A 17,606-nucleotide genomic window follows, 5' to 3' on the forward strand; every position below is an offset into this window, starting at 1 on the left:
ATAGGCAAGGCTCGCCTTAGTTAGGCTAGGCTGCGCCCGTGACCACGGTTCTCGAAGGACGCGAGCTGGTGCTGGGCTACCAGCGCAGCACCGTCGTGCACGGCGTGTCGGTGCGCCTCGCGCCCGGTCAGGTGACCGCGCTCATCGGGCCCAACGGCAGTGGCAAGTCGACCGTGCTCCGCTCGCTCGCTCGCCTGCACCCCGTCGCCTCCGGCCGGATCACGCTCGACGAGGCCGACACCGCGCCGCTGAGCGCGAAGGAGTTCGCGCGCCAGGTGACCCTGCTGTCGCAGTCCCGGCCGCACCCGTCCGGGCTGGAGGTCCGCGACGTCGTCGCGTTCGGGCGCCACCCGCACCGTGGCCGGTTCAGCGGCGTCACCGATGCCGACCGGGCCGCCGTCGACCACGCCATGGCGGTCACCGGCATCGACGGCATGGCCGACCGCCCCGTCGACCAGCTCTCCGGCGGCGAGCTGCAGCGGGTGTGGCTGGCCACCTGCCTGGCCCAGGACACCGCCGTCGTGCTCCTCGACGAGCCCACCAACCATCTCGACCTGCGCTACCAGGTGGAGACCCTCGACCTGGTCCGCGACCTCGCGGACCGGCACGGGACGGCGCTCGGCGTCGTCCTCCACGACCTGAACCATGCCGCCACCGTGGCCGACCAGGTCGTGCTGCTGCACCAGGGCGCGGTCCGCGCCGTCGGCGCACCCGCCGACGTACTCACCGCGGAGCACCTCTCCGCCGTGTACGGGCTGCCCATCCGCTGCTTCGTCGACCCGGACTCGGGTGCGGTGCGGGTGGAGGCCCAGGGGCGTCATCACCAGCGGCACTCCCCGCTCCGCGGCTGACGCGCCCGCACCCACTCCCGAGAACCCAGTGAGGAACCCGATGAAGACCCGACCGATGGCTGCTGCCCTGACTCCCGTGGTGGCGCTGCCCCTCGGCCTGCTCCTCGCCGCGTGCGGCACGAGCGACACCGGCACCGACAAGGAGGCGCCGAAGGCCAACGACTCCGCCGACTGCGCCGCGGACGAGACCACCACCTCGACCGACCCCGTCACGCTCACCGACAGCTACGGCCGGACCGTGGAGCTCGACAAGCCGGCCGAGCGCGTCGCCGTGCTCGAGTGGCAGCAGCTCGAGGACGTGCTGACCCTGTGCCTGACCCCGGTCGCCGTCGCCGACGCGGAGGGCTACACGACCTGGGACACCGCCGAGGAGCTGCCCGAGGGCGTCACGGACGTGGGCACCCGCGGCGAGCCCAACCTCGAGACCCTGTTCGGCACCAACCCCGACCTGGTCATCGTGGAGGCCTACACGGCCGAGGACGAGATCCTCAAGCAGCTGGAGAAGTACGACGTCCCGGTGCTCGCCACCAAGGGCGCGGACGCCGCCGACCCGATCGCGAACATGATCGACACCTTCGAGCTGATCGCCGAGGCGACCGGGCGGGAGGAGCGCGCGAAGGTCGTCGTCGACGACTTCAACGCCCACCTGGCCGAGGCCAAGGAGAAGGTCGCCGACGTCGAGACGACCGAGTTCGTGTACTTCGACGGCTGGATCCAGGGCGGCAACGTCTCGATCCGCCCCTTCGGGCAGGGCTCGCTCATGGGCGAGCTCGGCGAGGAGCTCGGCCTGAAGAACGCCTGGACGGGCGAGGTCGACGAGGCCTACGGCCTGGGCCAGACCGACGTCGAGGGCATGAGCGAGGTCGGCGACGCCACCTTCTTCTACACCGGCACGGTCGACCCCGAGGGTGACGTGAACGCGGCGCTCGCGAAGAACGCCGTGTGGCAGAAGATCCCGGCGGTGGCCGAGGGCCGTGCCCACGCCTTCCCCTCGGGCGTGTGGACCTTCGGTGGCCCGCGTACCGCCGAGCAGGTGATCGACGCGTACGTCGACCTGCTGACCCAGTGACACCCAGCAGGCGTCGAGCATGACCGTCGAGCAGCAGCGGCCCACCGCCACCGGGCGCCCGCCCGCGTCCCCTTCCGGCCCGCGGCCAAGGCTGGGACGCGCCGGGGTGACCGGTGCCACCGGTGCGCTGCTGCTGCTCGGCGTCGTGCTCCTCGGTGCGTCCGCCTGGCACCTCACGCAGGGCACCTCGGCGATCGGCGCCGGCGACCTCCTCCGCTGGCTGCTCGGCGACCGCGACGGCGGCCCCGGAGCCGACGCCGGCGACGTCCTGCTCGGCTCCCGGGTGCCGCGGCTGGCCGCCGGCATCGCGGTCGGCTTCGCCCTCGGTGTCGCGGGCGCGCTCTTCCAGTCGCTGGCCCGCAACGCCCTGGCCTCGCCGGACACCCTCGCCGTGACCGGTGGCGCCTATCTCGCGGTGACCGCCGTCGCCGCCTTCGGCATCTCGGTGCCGATCTGGGCCTCGGGCCTCACCGCCTTCGCCGGCGGCTCGCTCGCCGCCTTCCTCGTCCTGGGCCTGGCCGGCGGCGCCGGTACGGCGACCACCCGCCTCGTGCTCGCGGGCTCCGCGGTCGCGCTGGCGCTGCAGGCCGCCACGTCCACGCTGCTGATCCTCTTCCAGGAGGAGACGACCAGCCTGTTCGCCTGGGGGAGCGGCTCTCTCAGCCAGCTCGGGCTGCAGGCCTTCCAGCAGGCGGCCCCGGTCGTCGTCCTGTGCACCCTGGCGGCCCTGCTGCTGTCGCGCCGACTCGACCTGCTCGGCCTCGGCGACGACAGCGCCGCCGTGCTCGGCGTACCCGTCCGCTCGACGCGGGCGGCCGGCACCGTGCTCGCGGTCCTGCTCACCGCCGCATCGGTGACCCTGGCCGGGCCGATCGGCTTCGCCGGCCTGTTCGCTCCCGTCATCGTGCGGCTGTGCGGCCGGGTCGTCCCGGCCCTGAACCGCCACGCCGTGCTCATCCCGGCTGCCGGCCTGACCGGAGCCCTGGTCGTCGTACTGGCGGATGCCCTGATCCGTGCCGTCCTCGGCGCCGACGAGGCGATCTCGATCCCGACCGGCATCACCACGACCCTCATGGGTGCGGTGGTGATGATCGTCCTCGCCCGCCGCGGCCGCGACTCGGGGCCCACCCGGCAGCCCGCCGCCGCGCGCGTGCGTGTCGGCAGCCGGACCCGCTTCGTCGTCGTCCTCGCGCTCGTCCTGGGCGCGGCCGCGGCCGTCGCGGTGGTCGGCCTGCTCGCCGGCGACACCTGGCTCCGGGCCGGCGACATCGCCCTGTGGCTGCGCGGTGAGGCGGCCCCACTCATCCAGTTCGCTCTCGACGAGCGGGCCCCGCGCGTCGCCGCGGCGGTGCTCGGCGGTGCGGCGTTGGCGCTGTCCGGAGCGCTGGTCCAGGCGACCTGCCGCAACCCGCTGGCCGAGCCCGGCATCCTCGGCATCACCGGCGGCGCCGGCGTCGGCGCGGTCGTCGTGGTGACCGGCGCCGGGGTGTCGCAGGCCGCGAGCAACGGTGCGATCCTGGTCGGCGCCGTCGTCGGCGCGCTGGTCGCCTTCGCGCTCGTCTACGGGCTCGCGTGGCGGCACGGCCTGAACGCCGACCGGCTGCTCTTGATCGGCATCGGCACCTGGTACGGCTCGGCGGCGCTGACCACCTTCCTGCTGGTGCGCTCCAACCCGTGGGACACCCCGCGGATCTACACGTGGATGTCGGGCACGACCTACGGACGGACCTTCGACCAGGTCCTACCGGTCGCCGTCGTCCTCGCCCTGGCCCTTCCGCTCGCCTGGCTGGTCCGGCGCGAGCTCGACCTGCTGGCGCTCGACGAGGACACCCCGCGGCTGGTGGGGGTCCGGCTGGAGACGGTGCGCCTCGTCGTCCTGGTCACCGCCGCCCTGCTCGCGGCGACGAGCGTCGCCGCGGTCGGCGTGGTGGGCTTCGTCGGCCTCGTCGCTCCGCACATGGCACGCGCGCTGGTCGGGGGCCGGCACACGCGGTCGGTCCCGGTGGCCCTCCTCATCGGCGCCGTCCTGCTCGGCGTCGCGGACCTGCTCGGCCGCACCGTGATCGCGCCGGCCCAGGTCCCGGCGGGGCTCGTCGTCGCGCTCATCGGCGCGCCGTACTTCGTCTACCTGCTGGCCCGCTCGCGCGCCTGACGCTCGGCCGGACCGGTCAGCCCTGGAACGGGCGCACGCCCGGCCCGGGGCGGGTCGCGACCCGGCGCGGGTCGTCGAGATGATGGCCCGCGGCGCAGCGCACCTCGACGTGGACCGGCTCCTCGCAGTCGCGGTGCACGAAGACCGTCGGCGGGCCCCCGGGGTCGGCCAGATGGCGGTCGCCCCAGTGGCTGATGGCGAGCAGGATCGGCTGGAGCTCGAGGCCCTTGTCGGTCAGCCGGTACTCGTGCCGGGTGCGGGCGCCGTCCTGGCGGTAGGGCTCCTTGCGCAGGATCCCCTGCTCCACCAGCGAGGCGAGGCGGTTGGTGAGCACCTGGCGCGGGATGCCCGCGTGGCGGCGGATGTCGTCGAAGCGGCGGATGCCGAGGAAGACCTCGCGCAGGACGACGACCGTCCACCGCTCGCCGAGGATCGCCATGGCACGGCCGAGGGTGCAGTTGTCCACCGACCAGGCCAGGGCCGGGGGAGAGGGCGTGGTCGCCGTGCTCATCGGTCCAGCATAGGGCGAGCCAGGTCTCATTGACAGACTCAGCCTCGGCTGGTCTGATGATCCCATGACTGAGTCCATGATCCAGACCCAGATCGACCCGACCCGGCTCGACGGCTTCGAGCAGCTGCGGGCGATGCGCGAGGGCCTGCTGCCGCCGGCGCCGATCGCCGAGACGCTGGGCTTCGTGGGCTTCGAGGTCCCCGAGCGCGGGACCGCGATCTTCGAGCTCGACCCCGAGCTGCGCCACTACAACCCGATCGGCAGCGTCCACGGCGGAGTCTTCGCCACGCTGCTCGACTCCGCCTGCGGCTGTGCGGTGCACTCCACGCTCGGTGTGGGCGAGGCCTACACCTCCCTCGACCTGACGGTGAAGTTCCTCAAGGCCGTGACGGTCGACTCCGGCCGGCTGCGCGCCGTGGGCTCGGTGCTGCAGCGCGGTCGTCGTACCGCACTCGCCGAGGCGAAGCTGTACGACGGCCACGGCAAGCTGGTCGCCTACGCCAGCTCCAGCTGCATGATCTTCAGCTGACCCGACCCGTCACGAGATGACGTCGGCGCCGATCTCGCGCCACGTTCTGCCGGGTCGCGTCTGTCGGTGGCGCCCGCCAGACTGGGTCCGTGCCGAGCTACGTCGCCTTCCTGCGCGCCATCAACCTGGGCCCGAACCGCAGGTTCGCCAAGGCGGACATCGTCGCCGCCACCGAGGCGGCCGGCGGCCGCGAGGTGCAGACCCACATCAACACCGGGAACGTCCTGCTCACGACCTCGCTGCGCTCCCGGGCGCGGGTCGAGGCGGCGCTCGAGCAGGCCTACCGGGAGCACGCCGGCTTCGAGGTGCCCACGATCGTCTACACCCCGGCCGAGCTGGCCGCGGTCGCCGAGGACGCCCGCGAGCTCAGCGCCGCCCGCCCCGGCCTGGAGCGGCACTACGTCTACCTGCTCAAGGAGGAGCCCGACCCGGAGCTGGTCACGGCGGTGGAGGCGCGCAGCGGGCTGGGCGGGGGCGACAACGCGGTCGTCGTACGACGTCGCGCGGCGCACGTGCTCCTGGGAGCCGGCTACCAGGCCGGCAACGTCGACCCCTACAAGGTGGAGAAGGCGCTGCGGGTCGTCGCCACGAACCGCAACCTCAACGTCGTCACGACGCTGGCGCGGAAGTGGTGCTCGTGAGCCGCCCGGGGCGCTGTGACACGATGGAGCCGTGACGACCGCGAGCCCGACCAAGGCCGATCCGGGAGTCCAGCAGGACCTCACCCCGGACGAGATCACGCTCGCCGACACCCCCTGGGTGACGGTGGTGTGGAACGACCCCGTGAACCTGATGTCCTATGTCACCTTCGTCTTCCAGAAGCACTTCGGCTACGGCAAGAAGAAGGCCGAGCGGCTGATGCGCGAGGTGCACGAGGACGGCAAGTCCGTCGTCAGCAGCGGCACCCGCGAGGAGATGGAGCGCGACGTCCAGGCCATGCACGAGTACGGTCTGTGGGCCACCCTGTCGAAGGCCGAGTGAGTGACCTCTGGATTCGTCCGGCACCGCCGGAGCAAGCGCGCCATCGCGACATTCTCGGCCTTCGAGGCCGACCTGCTGCGCTCGCTGGCCGGCCAGCTGGTCGAGCTGCTGCACAACGAGTCGGCGGTGGTCGCCACCGAGCGTGACCCGCTCGAGGCGCTCCTCGACTTCTCCGGCCCGACCACGGAGCCGGAGGACCCGGTGCTGCGCCGGCTCTTCCCCAGCGCGTACCGCGGTGACCCCGAGGCGGCCGGGGAGTTCCGCCGCTTCACCGAGGGTGCGCTGCGCGACGGCAAGGCGCGGGCCGCGGCGACCGTGATCGACGTACTCGAGGAGGCGGGGCTGCCGCCCGAGCCCACCGACGAGGAGCTCGTGATCGACGTGGAGCTCGACCCGGACACCGCACTGGTCTGGCTGCGCGCCCTCACCGACCTGCGCCTGGCCCTCGGCACCCGCCTCGAGGTGGAGGAGGGCGACGAGGACTACTGGTACGCCCTCCCCGACGACGACCCGCGCGCCCAGGCCCACCACATCTACGAGTGGCTGGGCTTCTTGCAGGAGACCCTGGTCGGCTCCGTCAGCTGACGTTCAGGCCCCGCGAGGTGTGAGTTTGCGGGCCTCGAGGTGTGAGTTCTGGGGCCCCATATCGCCGCAACTCACACCTCGTACCCCCACAACTCACACCTCGCGCCCCCAGAACTCACACCTCGCCGCTGGGCTTGACCGCCAGCACCGGGCAGTGCGCCTCGAGGATGATCCGCTGGGCCACGCTCCCGAGCAGGAGCTTGCCGACCGGCGTGCGGTGCCGGATGCCGACCACGATCAGGCCCGCCTGCTCCTCGTCGGCGGCGGCGATGACGGCGTCGGCGACGTCGCTGACCACCTCGTGACGTACGACGACCTTCAGGCCGTCGGCCGCGAGCCGGTCCCGCAGGGCGGTGATGTCCGCGTCGTGCGCGAAGCGCGCGTCGACCAGGCTGTTGCCCGGCGTCGCGTTGACGACGACCAGGCGGGCGCCCTCCTTGCGGGCGAGGCCGGCGGCGTGCTCGACCGCCGCCTCGCCGAAGCGGTCCGCGCTGTAGGCGGCCACGATGGTCCCGGGCGTGCTCATCGCTCGACCAGCTCCTTCTCGTCGTTCTCCTGGGGGATCTCGCGGGCCGGGGCCGGCCGGCGGAGGCCGGCGACCGCCATGGCGAGCAGCAGCAGGGTCATCACGGCGTACACGACGACCGCGACCGGCTCGCTCCACAGCGTGCTGACGTCGCCCTGGGAGATCTTCAGCGCGGTGGTCAGCTGCTCCTCGAGCTTGGGGCCGAGGATCACGCCGATGATGAGCGGGAGCACGGGCACTCCGAAGCGGCGCATGAAGAAGCCGAGGAAGCCGAGCACCAGCAGCAGCGCGAGGTCGAAGGCCTGGAAGTTCACGCTGTAGGCGCCGAGGGAGGCGAAGAAGAGGATGCCGGCGTAGAGGTACGGCCGGGGGATCCGCAGCAGCTTCGCCCACAGGGGCGCCATCGGCAGGTTGAGCACCAGCAGCAGGGCGTTCGCGACGAACAGGCTCGCCAGCAGCCCCCAGACCAGGTCGGGGTGGTCGTCCATCAGCGTCGGGCCGGTCTGGAAGCCGTAGCCCTGCAGCGCCACGAGCATGATCGCGGCCGTCGCGGTCGTCGGCAGGCCGAGCGCCAGCAGCGGAACCAGGGTGCCCGCGGCGGAGGCGTTGTTGGCCGCCTCCGGGCCGGCGACGCCCTCGATCGCGCCCTTGCCGAACTCCTCGGGGTGCTTCGAGAGTCGCTTCTCGGTCGCATAGGAGAGGAAGGTGGGCAGCTCCGCGCCGCCCGCCGGCAGCGCGCCGAACGGGAAGCCGAAGGCGGTGCCGCGCAGCCAGGGCTTCCACGAGCGGCCCCAGTCCTGCCTGCTCATCCAGGGCTGCCCGACGGGGATGATCTCCAGCGGCTTGCGGCGCAGGTGCGCGGCGACCCACAGCGCCTCGCCGATCGCGAAGAGCGCGACCGCCACGACGACGATGTCGATGCCGTCCGCGAGCAGCGGCTGGTCGAAGGTGAGCCGGGCCTGGCCGGTGCTGGTGCCGACGAGGCCGATCGCCAGGCCGAGGAAGAGGGCGATGAAGCCACGCAGCTTGGACGCCCCGAGCACCGCGGTGACGGCGAAGAGCGCCAGCACCATCAGCGCGAAGTACGACGGGGAGCCGAGCGTGACGACGATGTCGGCGACCTGCGGGGTGACGACCCACAGCAGCACGGTGGCGATGCTGCCGGCCACGAAGGAGCCGATGGCCGCGGTCGCGAGCGCCTGCGCGGCGCGCCCCGCCTTGGCCATCTTGTTGCCCTCGATGGCGGTGATCACCGAGGAGGACTCGCCGGGGGTGTTGAGCAGGATCGACGTGGTCGAGCCGCCGTACATGCCGCCGTAGTAGATGCCGGCGAACATGATGATCGCGCTGTCAGCGCCGACGCTGTAGGTCACGGGCAGCAGCAGCGCCAGGGTCATGGCCGGGCCGATGCCGGGCAGGACCCCGACCGCGGTGCCCAGCAGCACGCCGAGCGCGGCGAAGAGCAGGTTCTCGGGGGTGAGGGCGGTCTGGAAGCCGTCGAGCAGCAGGTCCATCAGAGCACTCCGTCCAGGATGCCGGCCGGAATCGGGATCCCGAGTCCGACGTAGAAGCCGTACCAGCTGCCGACCGACAGGGCGACGCCGACGGCGAGGTCGCGGACCCAGTTGCGGCTGCCGAGCACGACCGCCGCACCGGCGAAGAGCAGGGCGCCGGTGATCGCCCAGCCGAGCAGGTCGATCAGCGCGATGTTGGCGACGAGGACCAGCGCGAGCAGACCGACGGTGCGGACGTCGGTGCCCTGGGTGAGGTCGATGTCCTCGCCCTCCTCGGCCTCCGGCCGGTCGCCGCGCGCCGTGGCGATCGCGAGCAGGACGCCCAGCAGCACGAGGGCGCCGCCGACGACGTACGGGAGGGTGTAGGGCTGCACCGGCTGGTCGGCGAACCCCTTGTCGAGGCCGACGGCGTCGAGGAGGACGTAGCCGCCCGCGAGAACGAGGAAGGCGGCGAGGCCGTACTGGGCCTTGTCGACCAGGCGGGTGGGTTCGGTCGGCTTCGCGGGTGACTCGCCCGAGGGAGGCGAAGAGCGTCGTGGGGTGGTCATGCGAGTCCCAGCTCCTTCAAGGTGTCGGCGACACGGTCGTCCTGCTCGGCGAGGAAGTCCTCGAACTCCTTGCCCGTCGCGAAGTTGTCGGTCCACCCGTTGGCCTCCAGCGCCTCGCGCCACTCCGGGGTGTCGTGCATCTCGGTCAGCAGCTCGGTGAGGTAGTCCCGCTGCTCCTTCGAGATGCCCGGAGGCGCCAGGACACCGCGCCAGTTGGTGAAGACGAGGTCGATGCCGGCCTCGGTGAGGGTCGGGGCGTCGACGTCCTCGAGGCGCTCGTCGCCCGAGACCGCGAGGACGCGCAGCTTCCCGTCGGCGATCTGGCCCTCGAACTCGCCGAGGCCGGACATGCCGACGTCGATCTTCGCGCCGAGGAGGGCGGTCGTCAGCGGCCCGCCGCCGTCGTAGGAGATGTAGTTGACCTTCCTCGGGTCCACGCCGATCGTGTCGGCGAGCTGCATCGGGAAGAGGTGGTCCGGGCCGCCGTTGCTCGAGCCGCCCCCGACGGTGAGGCCGCCGGGGTCCTTGCGCCACGCCTCGACGAGGTCCTCGACGGTGCGGAACGGCGAGTCGGCGGGCACGAGGATGCCCTCCTGCTCCTCGACGAGGCGGGCGATGGGCGTCATCTTCAGCGGCGTGGCGCTGGACCGGTTCGTGTAGACCGCGCCCACCACGCCGAGCCCCATGAGCATCATGAGGTCGTCGGCGCCCTTCTCGTTGACCAGGCGCTGCATCGCGACGGTGCCGCTGGCGCCCTGGACGTTCGTGATCTCGAAGCGGCCGGTGAGGTCGTTGTCCTCCATCGCGCGGGCCGCGGCCCGCCCGGTGAGGTCGTAGCCGCCGCCGACGCTGTTGGGGATCATCATCCGCAGCCGCCGGTTGCTCGGGTCGTCCGAGCCGCGGGTGACGCCGCAGCCGCTCGCGACCACGGCGAGCACCAGGGCGACGACGAGCGCCGTGAGGCCACGTCCTGGGCGATGCATGGGATACCTCCGGGTCGGGTGGTGACCGCCGTCACGGGCGATCCGTGCCAGCATGGCCGTGGGCTGTGGCGACCGTCACGCTTGCGGACGCAAAGGAGGTTGTGGTCGTTGTGGTCACGGGTGCGTCGCGGTGAGCCGACGCTCGCGGCGAAGGTGCTCCTCCTGCAGCTGCTCGTCATCGGCGTCCTGCTGGCCGCGGTCGGCGTGCTGAGCATCCGCCAGTCCAACGCCGACTTCGCCGAGGAGCGCGGCGCGCAGATGCGCTCGGTCGCGGAGTACGTCGCCGCGCTGCCGGTCGTGCGCCTCGAGCTCGAGCAGGCCCGGGAGGGAGCGGTCGACCCGGCCGCCACGGCGCGCGACCTGGCGTCGTACGTCGCCCAGGGGGTCAGCCTGTCCAGTGCCTCGGAGGTCATGGTCGTCGCGACCGACGGGACCGTCCTCGCGGCGACCGACGCCAGCCGGGTGGGCGGCCCCGGTGCCCTCGGGGACAGCGACGCCCTCGAGGGGCGCGGCTGGACCGGGGACGTCGCGCCCGACGGCGAGCGCGCCGTCGCCGCGCACGCGCCGGTGATCGCCGAGGACGGCAGCCTGCTCGCGATCGTGGCCGCCGAGGCGGTCTATCCCTCGGTGGCCGACCAGGTCGCGACGGCCGCTCCGGACCTCGCCATCTTCCTGGGCCTCGGCGCGCTCCTCGGCGTCGCGGGCACCTGGCTGGTCGCGCGCGTCGTACGACGCTCGACGCGCGGTCTGGGAACCACCGAGCTCGCCAACCTCGCCGACCACCGCGAGGCGCTGCTGCACGCCATCCGGGAGGGCGTCGTCGGCGTCGGGACCGACGGCCGGGTGACGGCGATGAACGACGCCGCGCGGGCCACCCTCGGCCTGGAGGACGGGCCGGACCCGGTCGGCCGGCCGGTCGACGAGCTCGGCCTCGACCCCCACGTCGTGGCACTGCTGGCCGGGGACCGCGCGGCGCCGGAGCTGGTCCGGGACGCGCTCGCGCTGGTCGGGACGCGGGTGGTCGTGTTCAACCGGGGCGAGGCGTCCTCGGGCGGCCGGGGGATCGGCACGGTCACCACGCTGCGCGACCGGACCGAGCTGGTGTCCCTGCAGAGCCAGCTCAGCTCCAACCTCTCCATCACCGACACCCTGCGCGCGCAGACCCACGAGTTCGACAACCGGCTGCACACCATCTCCGGGCTGGTGCAGCTGGGGGAGTACGACGAGGTGGCCGCGCTGGTCGGCTCGCTCACCCGGCACCGCGCCGAGGTGGGGGAGCGGGTCGCCCAGCGGCTCGCCGACCCCGCCGTCGCGGCGCTCGTCGTGGCCAAGGACGCGGTCGCGCAGGAGCGGGGCGTGACGCTCGAGCTGGACCCGGGCTCGCGGCTGCCCGCCCTCGCGCCCGACGAGAGCGCCGACCTGACCACCGTGATCGGCAACCTGGTGGACAACGCGGTCGACGCCTGCGCCGGACGTCTCGACGCCCTGGTGGAGGTCTGGGTGCTGGCGGACGGACGCGCGGTGCACCTCCGGGTCCGTGACAACGGTCCCGGCATCCCCGAGGACCTGCGCGACGCGATCTTCGTGCGCGGCTTCTCCACCAAGGAGGAGGTCCTCGGCGGGCGCGGGATCGGGCTCCCGCTGGTGCGGCTGATCTGCGCGCAGCGCGGCGGGGAGGTGGTCGTGGACGACGCCGACCCGGGCGATGCCGCCGGCGGGGGCGGCGCCGAGTTCCGCGTGGTGCTCCCCATCGGTGGCGGCGTCGGCCAGGATGGGCGACCGTGATGCCCGGTCAGTCCAGGAGCCTGCGCGTGCTCGTCGTCGACGACGACTTCATGGTCGCCCGCATCCACGGCCGCTTCGTCGAGCAGACCGACGGCTTCGAGGTCGCCGGCACCGCCCGCACGGGCGCGGAGGCCCTCGAGCTGGCCGCCGCGCTGCGGCCCGACCTCGTGCTGCTCGACGTCCACCTCCCGGACCTCTCGGGGCTGGAGGTCCTCGACGCGCTGCGCGCCCAGCAGCGCGACATCGCGGTCGTCATGGTCACCGCCGAGCGGGGCGCGGCGGCCGTCCGGGCGGCCCTCCACGGCGGTGCGCTGCAGTACCTCGTCAAGCCGTTCGAGTACGACGACCTGGCCGACCGCCTGCGCACGGTCGCCGCCACCCTCGCCTCCCTGCCGGACCCCGCCGCCGACCGGGAGGCGGAGGTCGACCAGGCCACGATCGACCGGGCGTTCGGGACCGGCCGGGCGGTCGTCGTACCGCAGGGGCTGCCGAAGGGACTGAGCCCCGAGACCGCCGACCTCGTCCTCGAGGCCGCGCGCGCCGCCGGCGAGATCTCCGCGTCCGAGACCGCCGAGGTCGTCGGCCTGTCGCGGGTCACGGCGCGGCGCTATCTCGAGCACTTCGTCGACGTCGGCGTGGCCGAGGTCCGGCTGCGGTACGGCGGCACTGGACGGCCCGAGCGCAGGTATCGCCTCCCGACGTAGGCTGGGCGCGTGACCGCGATCGACGAGCGTCCGCAGCCGCCGACCCCCCGGGCCACGATGAGTGGCGACACCCAGGGCTTCTGGGAGCGCCTCGCGCTGGGACTGTTCATCGCAGTCCCGTTCCTGGCCTTCCTCGCCGCGATCCCCGTCGCCTGGGGCGGCTGGCTGGGCTGGAGCGACATCGCGATCACGGTCGTCATGTACGCCCTCACCCTGCACGGCGTGACCGTCGGCTACCACCGGCTCTTCACGCACAAGTCGTTCAAGCCGAACCGGCCGGTCAAGATCACCCTCGCGATCCTCGGCTCCATGGCGATCGAGGGCCCGGTGATCCGGTGGGTCGCCGACCACCGCAAGCACCACAAGTTCTCCGACAAGGACGGCGACCCGCACTCGCCCTGGCGCTACGGCAACAGCCTGGGCGGGCTGACGAAGGGCTTCGTCTGGGCGCACATCGGCTGGCTGTTCGACCCCGAGCAGACGCCGATCGACAAGTACGCGCCGGACCTCGCCAAGGACCGCGACCTCGTGCGGATCTCCCGCACCTTCTGGGTCTGGGTCCTGACCTCCATCTTCCTGCCGCCGCTGCTGGGCTTCCTGCTGACCTGGTCGTGGCAGGGCGCCCTGACCGCGTTCTTCTGGGGCACCGTCGTCCGGATCGGGCTGATCCACCACGTGACCTGGTCGATCAACTCGATCTGCCACACCCTCGGCGAGCGCCCGTTCGCCTCGCGCGACTTCTCCGGCAACGTCTGGTGGCTCGCCATCCCCTCCGGCGGCGAGTCCTGGCACAACCTGCACCACGCCGACCCGACCTCCGCTCGCCACGGCGTCCAGCGCTTCCAGCTCGACACCTCCGCCCGGGTGATCTGGGTGCTGGAGAAGCTCGGCTGGGTCCGCGACGTCCGCTGGCCCACGGCCGAGCGGATCGAGGCGAAGTCGGTCAGGTCGGCTGCCTGAGGCGGAATGACGCGTCAGTATTTCTGCGGTTTGGGACCAATCCGCCCGATTTCCGGCCCTGAGGATGCGGTTCGTGCCCAATCGAGGGGTCTGCGGCGCCGGGGTGAGGACCGCATCGCGGCCCGATGCCGGCCGTACCCGGCCGACGCCATACCCTTGACCGCGTGTTGCGGATCGACCAGGCGACGTACGACGCCATCGTGGAGCATGCCAAGCGGGACCACCCGGTCGAGGCGTGCGGGATGGTCGCGGGCCCGGTCGGGAGCGACCGGCCGACGCGGCTGATCGAGATGGTCAACGCCGCCGGCAGCCCGACCTTCTACGAGTACGACTCCACCGACCTGCTCCATCTGTACCGGGAGCTCGACGACCGGGACGAGGAGCCGGTGGTGATCTACCACTCGCACTCCGCCACCGAGGCGTACCCCAGCGTCACCGACATCAACCTGGCCAGCGAGCCGGGCGCGCACTACGTGCTCGTCAGCACGCGCGAGCACGGGAATAACCCCGGGCCGGTGGAGTTCAGGTCCTACAGAATCGTCGACGGCGTCGTGACCGAGGAAGAGGTCATGATCGAGCGCACCAACGACACTCCCGAGGAGAGCAGCTGACATGGCCATCGAGGTCCGGATCCCGACCATCCTGCGCACCTACACCGGTGGCGAGAAGGCCGTCAGCGCCGACAGCGCCGGCGCGGGCACGCTCAGCGCGCTGATCGACTCCCTCGAGGCCGACCACCCCGGCATCAAGGACCGCCTCGTCGACGGCGCGGACCTGCGCCGGTTCGTGAACATCTACATCAACGACGAGGACGTCCGCTTCATCGGGAGCCTCGACGCCGAGCTCTCCGACGGCGACCAGGTCGTCATCCTGCCGGCCGTGGCCGGCGGCGCCCGCTGAGCCGCGGACCCGTCCGGGCGAGCTGATGGTGCGCTACGACAGTCTCCTGACCTCCGTCGGCAACACGCCGCTGGTGGGGCTGCCGCGACTGTCGGCGCCGTTCAACGGCCCCGGTGCGCCCGAGATCCGGATCTGGGCCAAGCTCGAGGACCGCAACCCGACGGGCTCGATCAAGGACCGTCCGGCCCTGCGGATGATCGAGGAGGCAGAGAAGGCCGGGGCGCTGCGTCCGGGCTGCACGATCCTCGAGCCGACCTCCGGCAACACGGGCATCTCCATCGCGATGGCCGCCAAGCTCAAGGGCTATCGCACGGTGTTCGTGATGCCGGAGAACACCTCCCAGGAGCGGCGCCAGCTGCTGCGCATGTGGGGCGCGGAGATCGTGTCGTCGCCGGCGGCCGGCGGGTCCAACGAGGCGGTCCGGGTCGCCAAGCAGATCGCCGCGGAGCACCCCGACTGGGTGATGCTCTACCAGTACGGCAACGACGCGAACGCGCTCGCCCACGAGGAGGGCACCGGCCCCGAGATCTTCGCCGACCTGCCCTCCATCACCCACTTCGTCGCCGGCCTGGGCACCACCGGCACCCTCATGGGCGTCTCCCGGTTCTTCCGCCGCGCCAAGCCCGAGGTCCGCATCGTCGCCGCCGAGCCCCGCTACGGCGAGCTCGTCTACGGCCTGCGCAACCTCGACGAGGGCTTCGTGCCCGAGCTGTACGACGCCGAGCTGATCGACAGCCGCTTCTCGGTGGGTCCGCGCGACGCCGTACGCCGGGTGCGCGAGCTGCTCGAGCTCGAGGGCATCTTCGCCGGCATCTCCACGGGCGCGATCCTGCACGCCGCGCTCGGCCAGGCCGCGAAGGCCGCGAAGGCCGGCGAGAGCGCCGACATCGCCTTCGTGGTCGCGGACGGCGGCTGGAAGTACCTCTCCACCGGCGCCTACGAGGGCACGATCGACGAGGCCGAGGACCGCCTCGAGGGCCAGCTCTGGGCCTAGGCAGGGCATGATCGCCGGGTGAAGATCCTCCTCGGGCTCGTGGTGGCACTGGCCGCGACGCTCTCCCTCCCGGCTCCCGCGATCGCCGCGGACCCGGCGCCGCTCGTCCAGGTCGAGGCGCCGTCGTACGACGGGGCGCGGAAGTACGGCCGCACCCTCGTGGCCGACCCAGGTGCGTGGTCCCCCGCGCCCGAGCGGGTCGGCTACCAGTGGCTGCGCGACGGCGTGCCGATCCCCGGCGCGGTGGGCCGCCGCCACGCGATCGCTCCGGAGGACGTCGGGCACCGGCTCGACCTCCTGGTGGTCGTCGGCGCGACCGGGTACGCCGACACCGCCGTCCAGGTGTCGGTCGGCCGCGTGAAGCACCGCGTCGGCGTGCGTCGTACCGTCCGCTACAGCGTCCGCACCCGCGGCGACGTGGGTGGTGCGGAGGCCGTTGCCGACTTCCGCCGCCTCGCCCAGGAGACGTACGACGACCCGCGCGGCTGGCGGGCCAAGGGCGTGCGCTTCCGGCAGGTCCGGCGCGGCGGGTCGTTCACCCTGTGGCTGTCGCAGGCGCGGCTGGTGCCGTCGTACTCGAGTGCGTGCAGCGCGCAGTGGTCGTGCCGCGTGGGGCGCAATGTCGTGATCAACGTCGAGCGCTGGCGCGGCGCATCTCCAGCGTGGAACCGGGCTGGCGAGTCACTGCGCGACTACCGGCACATGGTGGTCAACCACGAGACCGGTCACTGGCTCGGCTACGGCCACGCGGGCTGCTCCCGGCGCGGTGCACCGGCCCCGGTGATGATGCAGCAGTCGAAGGGCACGCACGGGTGCCGCTTCAACCCCTGGCCGACGCCGCGGGAGCTGGGTCGCCGCTGACCTCGCGCCCCCACGAGGCACACCCCGCGCCCCCACGAGGCACACCTCGCGCCCCCACGAGGCACACCTCGCGCCCCCACGAGGCACACCTCGCGGGGGGCTACTTCCAGTCGAGGTCCTGGGCGGGGTTCCACAGGCTGTCGGGGACCGCGCCGACGCCGAGGATGTCGAGGCTGGCGTTGGCTAGCTCGCCGTTGCGGATCGGCTGGACGGCGGCACCGAAGCCCGGGCGGGCGCGGCCCGGCTTGGCGCGGTCCGGGTTGAGCGCGTAGAGGTCGGCGTGCCGGACGCCGGCTCCCCAGAAGGCGAACGGGACCCGGTAGTCCTCGCGGTTGGTCTTGATGGCGTGGTTCTTCGTGCCCGGGATGCCGCCGTGGTCGGAGGTGAGCACGACCACGGTGTTGGTGCGCAGCGAGGGCGTCGACTCCACCTGGGTCAGGATCGTGCCGACCAGCCGGTCGACCTGCGCCACGGCCTTGAGATAGCGCGCGGACATCCATCCGTGCTTGTGGCCCACCTGGTCGGGCTTGCCGAGGTGGAGGAAGGAGAAGGAGGCCGGGCTGCTCGCGAGGTCCGCGCGCAGCGCCTTCACGACGGCGCCGTTGCGCTCGACCTGGATGACGTTGGTGTCGACGGCCTTCGGCCACGAGCGCTCGAAGAGCCAGAACTTCGACTTCGTCGCGTACACCGCGGTCGTGCCGCCCGCCGCGTGCACCTGCGTGAACACCGAGGCGACGTCGTGCCCGGCCGCCTGCTGCACGGTCTTGGTCACGGTGTCGTCGTTCCAGGTCACCCCGTGGCCGCCCTTGCTCGCCTTGATCCGGCGGCCGGTGACCATGCTCGTGTGGTTGGGCAGGGTCACCGTCATCTCGAGCTGGGTGCGGGCGTTGACGGTGCCCGCGCCCTCGTCCTCGATGACCCGGTGCAGGTTCGGGGTCCCCGCCCGCCCGAGCCGCTTGAGGGCACGCGGGTTGAGCCCGTCCACGGAGATCGCGATGACGTGCTTGTCGTTGACCCTGGCGCGTCCGGCGTCGGCGCGGTCCGCGGTGGCGGTGCCGGGACTGTTCAGGCCGAAGCCCGCCAGGGCGGCGGCGACGGCGACGGCCAGGGCAGCGGGGCGGCGCAGGGTGGTCACCTGAGGCAGCCTACGTCG

At 72.6% G+C, this 17,606-nt stretch carries 20 protein-coding genes; 14 read left to right on the top strand and 6 right to left on the bottom strand.

The window, feature by feature from the left end; genetic code table 11:
* Positions 1–38 precede the first annotated feature (38 nt).
* The 3 genes from ACJ5H2_RS05580 to ACJ5H2_RS05590 are packed head-to-tail and all read left to right on the top strand — an operon-like array spanning position 39 to position 4,072.
* The gene (locus tag ACJ5H2_RS05580) at positions 39–851 is read left to right on the top strand and encodes an ABC transporter ATP-binding protein (protein ID WP_408898578.1); all 813 of its coding nucleotides are present in this window, start codon (positions 39–41) and stop codon (positions 849–851) included.
* Between the two features lie 40 nt (positions 852–891).
* Entirely contained in the window at positions 892–1,920 is a 1,029-nt protein-coding gene (locus tag ACJ5H2_RS05585) for an iron-siderophore ABC transporter substrate-binding protein (protein ID WP_408898579.1), read from the top strand.
* A gap of 19 nt (positions 1,921–1,939) precedes the next feature.
* Entirely contained in the window at positions 1,940–4,072 is a 2,133-nt protein-coding gene (locus ACJ5H2_RS05590) for an iron ABC transporter permease (protein WP_408898580.1), read from the top strand.
* 16 nt (positions 4,073–4,088) lie between these two features.
* Here ACJ5H2_RS05590 and ACJ5H2_RS05595 read toward each other — a convergent pair whose 3' ends face one another.
* Positions 4,089–4,583, bottom strand: a complete 495-nt coding sequence (locus tag ACJ5H2_RS05595) for a winged helix-turn-helix transcriptional regulator (protein WP_408898581.1) — start codon at positions 4,581–4,583, stop codon at positions 4,089–4,091.
* Positions 4,584–4,647: 64 nt separating this feature from the next.
* Here ACJ5H2_RS05595 and ACJ5H2_RS05600 point away from each other — a divergent pair, with 64 nt between their 5' ends.
* The 4 genes from ACJ5H2_RS05600 to ACJ5H2_RS05615 all read left to right on the top strand — a co-directional run bounded on the left by ACJ5H2_RS05600 (position 4,648) and on the right by ACJ5H2_RS05615 (position 6,678).
* On the top strand, positions 4,648–5,112 hold the full coding sequence (locus ACJ5H2_RS05600; RefSeq protein WP_408898582.1) for a PaaI family thioesterase: 465 nt from the start codon (positions 4,648–4,650) through the stop codon (positions 5,110–5,112).
* An 89-nt stretch (positions 5,113–5,201) separates the two neighbouring features.
* Positions 5,202–5,753, top strand: coding sequence for a DUF1697 domain-containing protein (locus tag ACJ5H2_RS05605; protein ID WP_408898583.1), 552 nt, complete (start codon positions 5,202–5,204; stop codon positions 5,751–5,753).
* A gap of 31 nt (positions 5,754–5,784) precedes the next feature.
* Positions 5,785–6,093: an ATP-dependent Clp protease adapter ClpS gene (clpS, locus tag ACJ5H2_RS05610; protein ID WP_408898584.1), complete on the top strand. Its 309-nt coding sequence runs from the start codon at positions 5,785–5,787 to the stop codon at positions 6,091–6,093.
* Positions 6,094–6,678, top strand: a complete 585-nt coding sequence (locus tag ACJ5H2_RS05615; RefSeq protein ID WP_408898585.1) for a DUF2017 domain-containing protein — start codon at positions 6,094–6,096, stop codon at positions 6,676–6,678. It abuts the gene before it with no gap.
* A gap of 115 nt (positions 6,679–6,793) precedes the next feature.
* On the opposite strand, the gene ACJ5H2_RS05620 is transcribed toward ACJ5H2_RS05615, so the two are convergent.
* Genes ACJ5H2_RS05620 through ACJ5H2_RS05635 form a run of 4 tightly spaced genes read right to left on the bottom strand, consistent with a single transcriptional unit; the run spans position 6,794 to position 10,249 of the window.
* Positions 6,794–7,204 (bottom strand): universal stress protein, encoded by a 411-nt coding sequence (locus ACJ5H2_RS05620; protein ID WP_408898586.1) that lies wholly within the window; start codon positions 7,202–7,204, stop codon positions 6,794–6,796.
* Positions 7,201–8,718 (bottom strand): tripartite tricarboxylate transporter permease, encoded by a 1,518-nt coding sequence (locus tag ACJ5H2_RS05625; protein WP_408898587.1) that lies wholly within the window; start codon positions 8,716–8,718, stop codon positions 7,201–7,203. The genes ACJ5H2_RS05620 and ACJ5H2_RS05625 overlap by 4 nt, the downstream gene beginning before the upstream one ends.
* Positions 8,718–9,266, bottom strand: coding sequence for a tripartite tricarboxylate transporter TctB family protein (locus ACJ5H2_RS05630; RefSeq protein ID WP_408898588.1), 549 nt, complete (start codon positions 9,264–9,266; stop codon positions 8,718–8,720). Before ACJ5H2_RS05630 ends, ACJ5H2_RS05625 begins: the two co-directional genes overlap by 1 nt.
* Positions 9,263–10,249 (bottom strand): Bug family tripartite tricarboxylate transporter substrate binding protein, encoded by a 987-nt coding sequence (locus ACJ5H2_RS05635; RefSeq protein WP_408898589.1) that lies wholly within the window; start codon positions 10,247–10,249, stop codon positions 9,263–9,265. Before ACJ5H2_RS05635 ends, ACJ5H2_RS05630 begins: the two co-directional genes overlap by 4 nt.
* 108 nt (positions 10,250–10,357) lie before the next feature.
* Between ACJ5H2_RS05635 and ACJ5H2_RS05640 the strand changes: the two genes are divergently transcribed.
* The 7 genes from ACJ5H2_RS05640 (at position 10,358) to ACJ5H2_RS05670 (ending at position 16,453) form a co-directional block, all read left to right on the top strand.
* On the top strand, positions 10,358–12,034 hold the full coding sequence (locus ACJ5H2_RS05640; RefSeq protein ID WP_408898590.1) for an ATP-binding protein: 1,677 nt from the start codon (positions 10,358–10,360) through the stop codon (positions 12,032–12,034).
* Positions 12,034–12,738 carry a response regulator gene (locus ACJ5H2_RS05645; RefSeq protein WP_408898591.1) on the top strand — a complete coding sequence of 235 codons (705 nt, stop codon included), beginning with the start codon at positions 12,034–12,036 and terminating at the stop codon, positions 12,736–12,738. The genes ACJ5H2_RS05640 and ACJ5H2_RS05645 overlap by 1 nt, the downstream gene beginning before the upstream one ends.
* 9 nt (positions 12,739–12,747) lie before the next feature.
* Positions 12,748–13,698: an acyl-CoA desaturase gene (locus tag ACJ5H2_RS05650; RefSeq protein WP_408898592.1), complete on the top strand. Its 951-nt coding sequence runs from the start codon at positions 12,748–12,750 to the stop codon at positions 13,696–13,698.
* A gap of 164 nt (positions 13,699–13,862) precedes the next feature.
* Positions 13,863–14,309 carry a Mov34/MPN/PAD-1 family protein gene (locus ACJ5H2_RS05655; protein WP_408898593.1) on the top strand — a complete coding sequence of 149 codons (447 nt, stop codon included), beginning with the start codon at positions 13,863–13,865 and terminating at the stop codon, positions 14,307–14,309.
* A gap of 1 nt (position 14,310) precedes the next feature.
* Entirely contained in the window at positions 14,311–14,598 is a 288-nt protein-coding gene (locus tag ACJ5H2_RS05660; RefSeq protein WP_408898594.1) for a MoaD/ThiS family protein, read from the top strand.
* Between the two features lie 25 nt (positions 14,599–14,623).
* Positions 14,624–15,592 carry a PLP-dependent cysteine synthase family protein gene (locus ACJ5H2_RS05665; protein WP_408898595.1) on the top strand — a complete coding sequence of 323 codons (969 nt, stop codon included), beginning with the start codon at positions 14,624–14,626 and terminating at the stop codon, positions 15,590–15,592.
* Positions 15,593–15,610: 18 nt separating this feature from the next.
* Entirely contained in the window at positions 15,611–16,453 is an 843-nt protein-coding gene (locus ACJ5H2_RS05670; protein ID WP_408898596.1) for a DUF3152 domain-containing protein, read from the top strand.
* A gap of 100 nt (positions 16,454–16,553) precedes the next feature.
* Here ACJ5H2_RS05670 and ACJ5H2_RS05675 read toward each other — a convergent pair whose 3' ends face one another.
* The gene (locus ACJ5H2_RS05675; protein WP_408898597.1) at positions 16,554–17,588 is read right to left on the bottom strand and encodes an alkaline phosphatase family protein; all 1,035 of its coding nucleotides are present in this window, start codon (positions 17,586–17,588) and stop codon (positions 16,554–16,556) included.
* Positions 17,589–17,606 lie beyond the last annotated feature (18 nt).

Source organism: Nocardioides pymetrozini (genome assembly GCF_046058985.1).
Taxonomy (GTDB): Bacteria; Actinomycetota; Actinomycetes; order Propionibacteriales; family Nocardioidaceae; genus Nocardioides.

Coding starts and splice junctions, on each gene's coding strand:
- ACJ5H2_RS05585 (WP_408898579.1), top strand. CDS start 892: ATGAAGACCCGACCGATGGCTGCTGCCCTGACTCCCGTGGTGGCGCTG.
- ACJ5H2_RS05590 (WP_408898580.1), top strand. CDS start 1,940: ATGACCGTCGAGCAGCAGCGGCCCACCGCCACCGGGCGCCCGCCCGCG.
- ACJ5H2_RS05595 (WP_408898581.1), bottom strand. CDS start 4,583: ATGAGCACGGCGACCACGCCCTCTCCCCCGGCCCTGGCCTGGTCGGTG.
- ACJ5H2_RS05600 (WP_408898582.1), top strand. CDS start 4,648: ATGACTGAGTCCATGATCCAGACCCAGATCGACCCGACCCGGCTCGAC.
- ACJ5H2_RS05620 (WP_408898586.1), bottom strand. CDS start 7,204: ATGAGCACGCCCGGGACCATCGTGGCCGCCTACAGCGCGGACCGCTTC.
- ACJ5H2_RS05625 (WP_408898587.1), bottom strand. CDS start 8,718: ATGGACCTGCTGCTCGACGGCTTCCAGACCGCCCTCACCCCCGAGAAC.
- ACJ5H2_RS05630 (WP_408898588.1), bottom strand. CDS start 9,266: ATGACCACCCCACGACGCTCTTCGCCTCCCTCGGGCGAGTCACCCGCG.
- ACJ5H2_RS05635 (WP_408898589.1), bottom strand. CDS start 10,249: ATGCATCGCCCAGGACGTGGCCTCACGGCGCTCGTCGTCGCCCTGGTG.
- ACJ5H2_RS05645 (WP_408898591.1), top strand. CDS start 12,034: ATGCCCGGTCAGTCCAGGAGCCTGCGCGTGCTCGTCGTCGACGACGAC.
- ACJ5H2_RS05660 (WP_408898594.1), top strand. CDS start 14,311: ATGGCCATCGAGGTCCGGATCCCGACCATCCTGCGCACCTACACCGGT.
- ACJ5H2_RS05665 (WP_408898595.1), top strand. CDS start 14,624: ATGGTGCGCTACGACAGTCTCCTGACCTCCGTCGGCAACACGCCGCTG.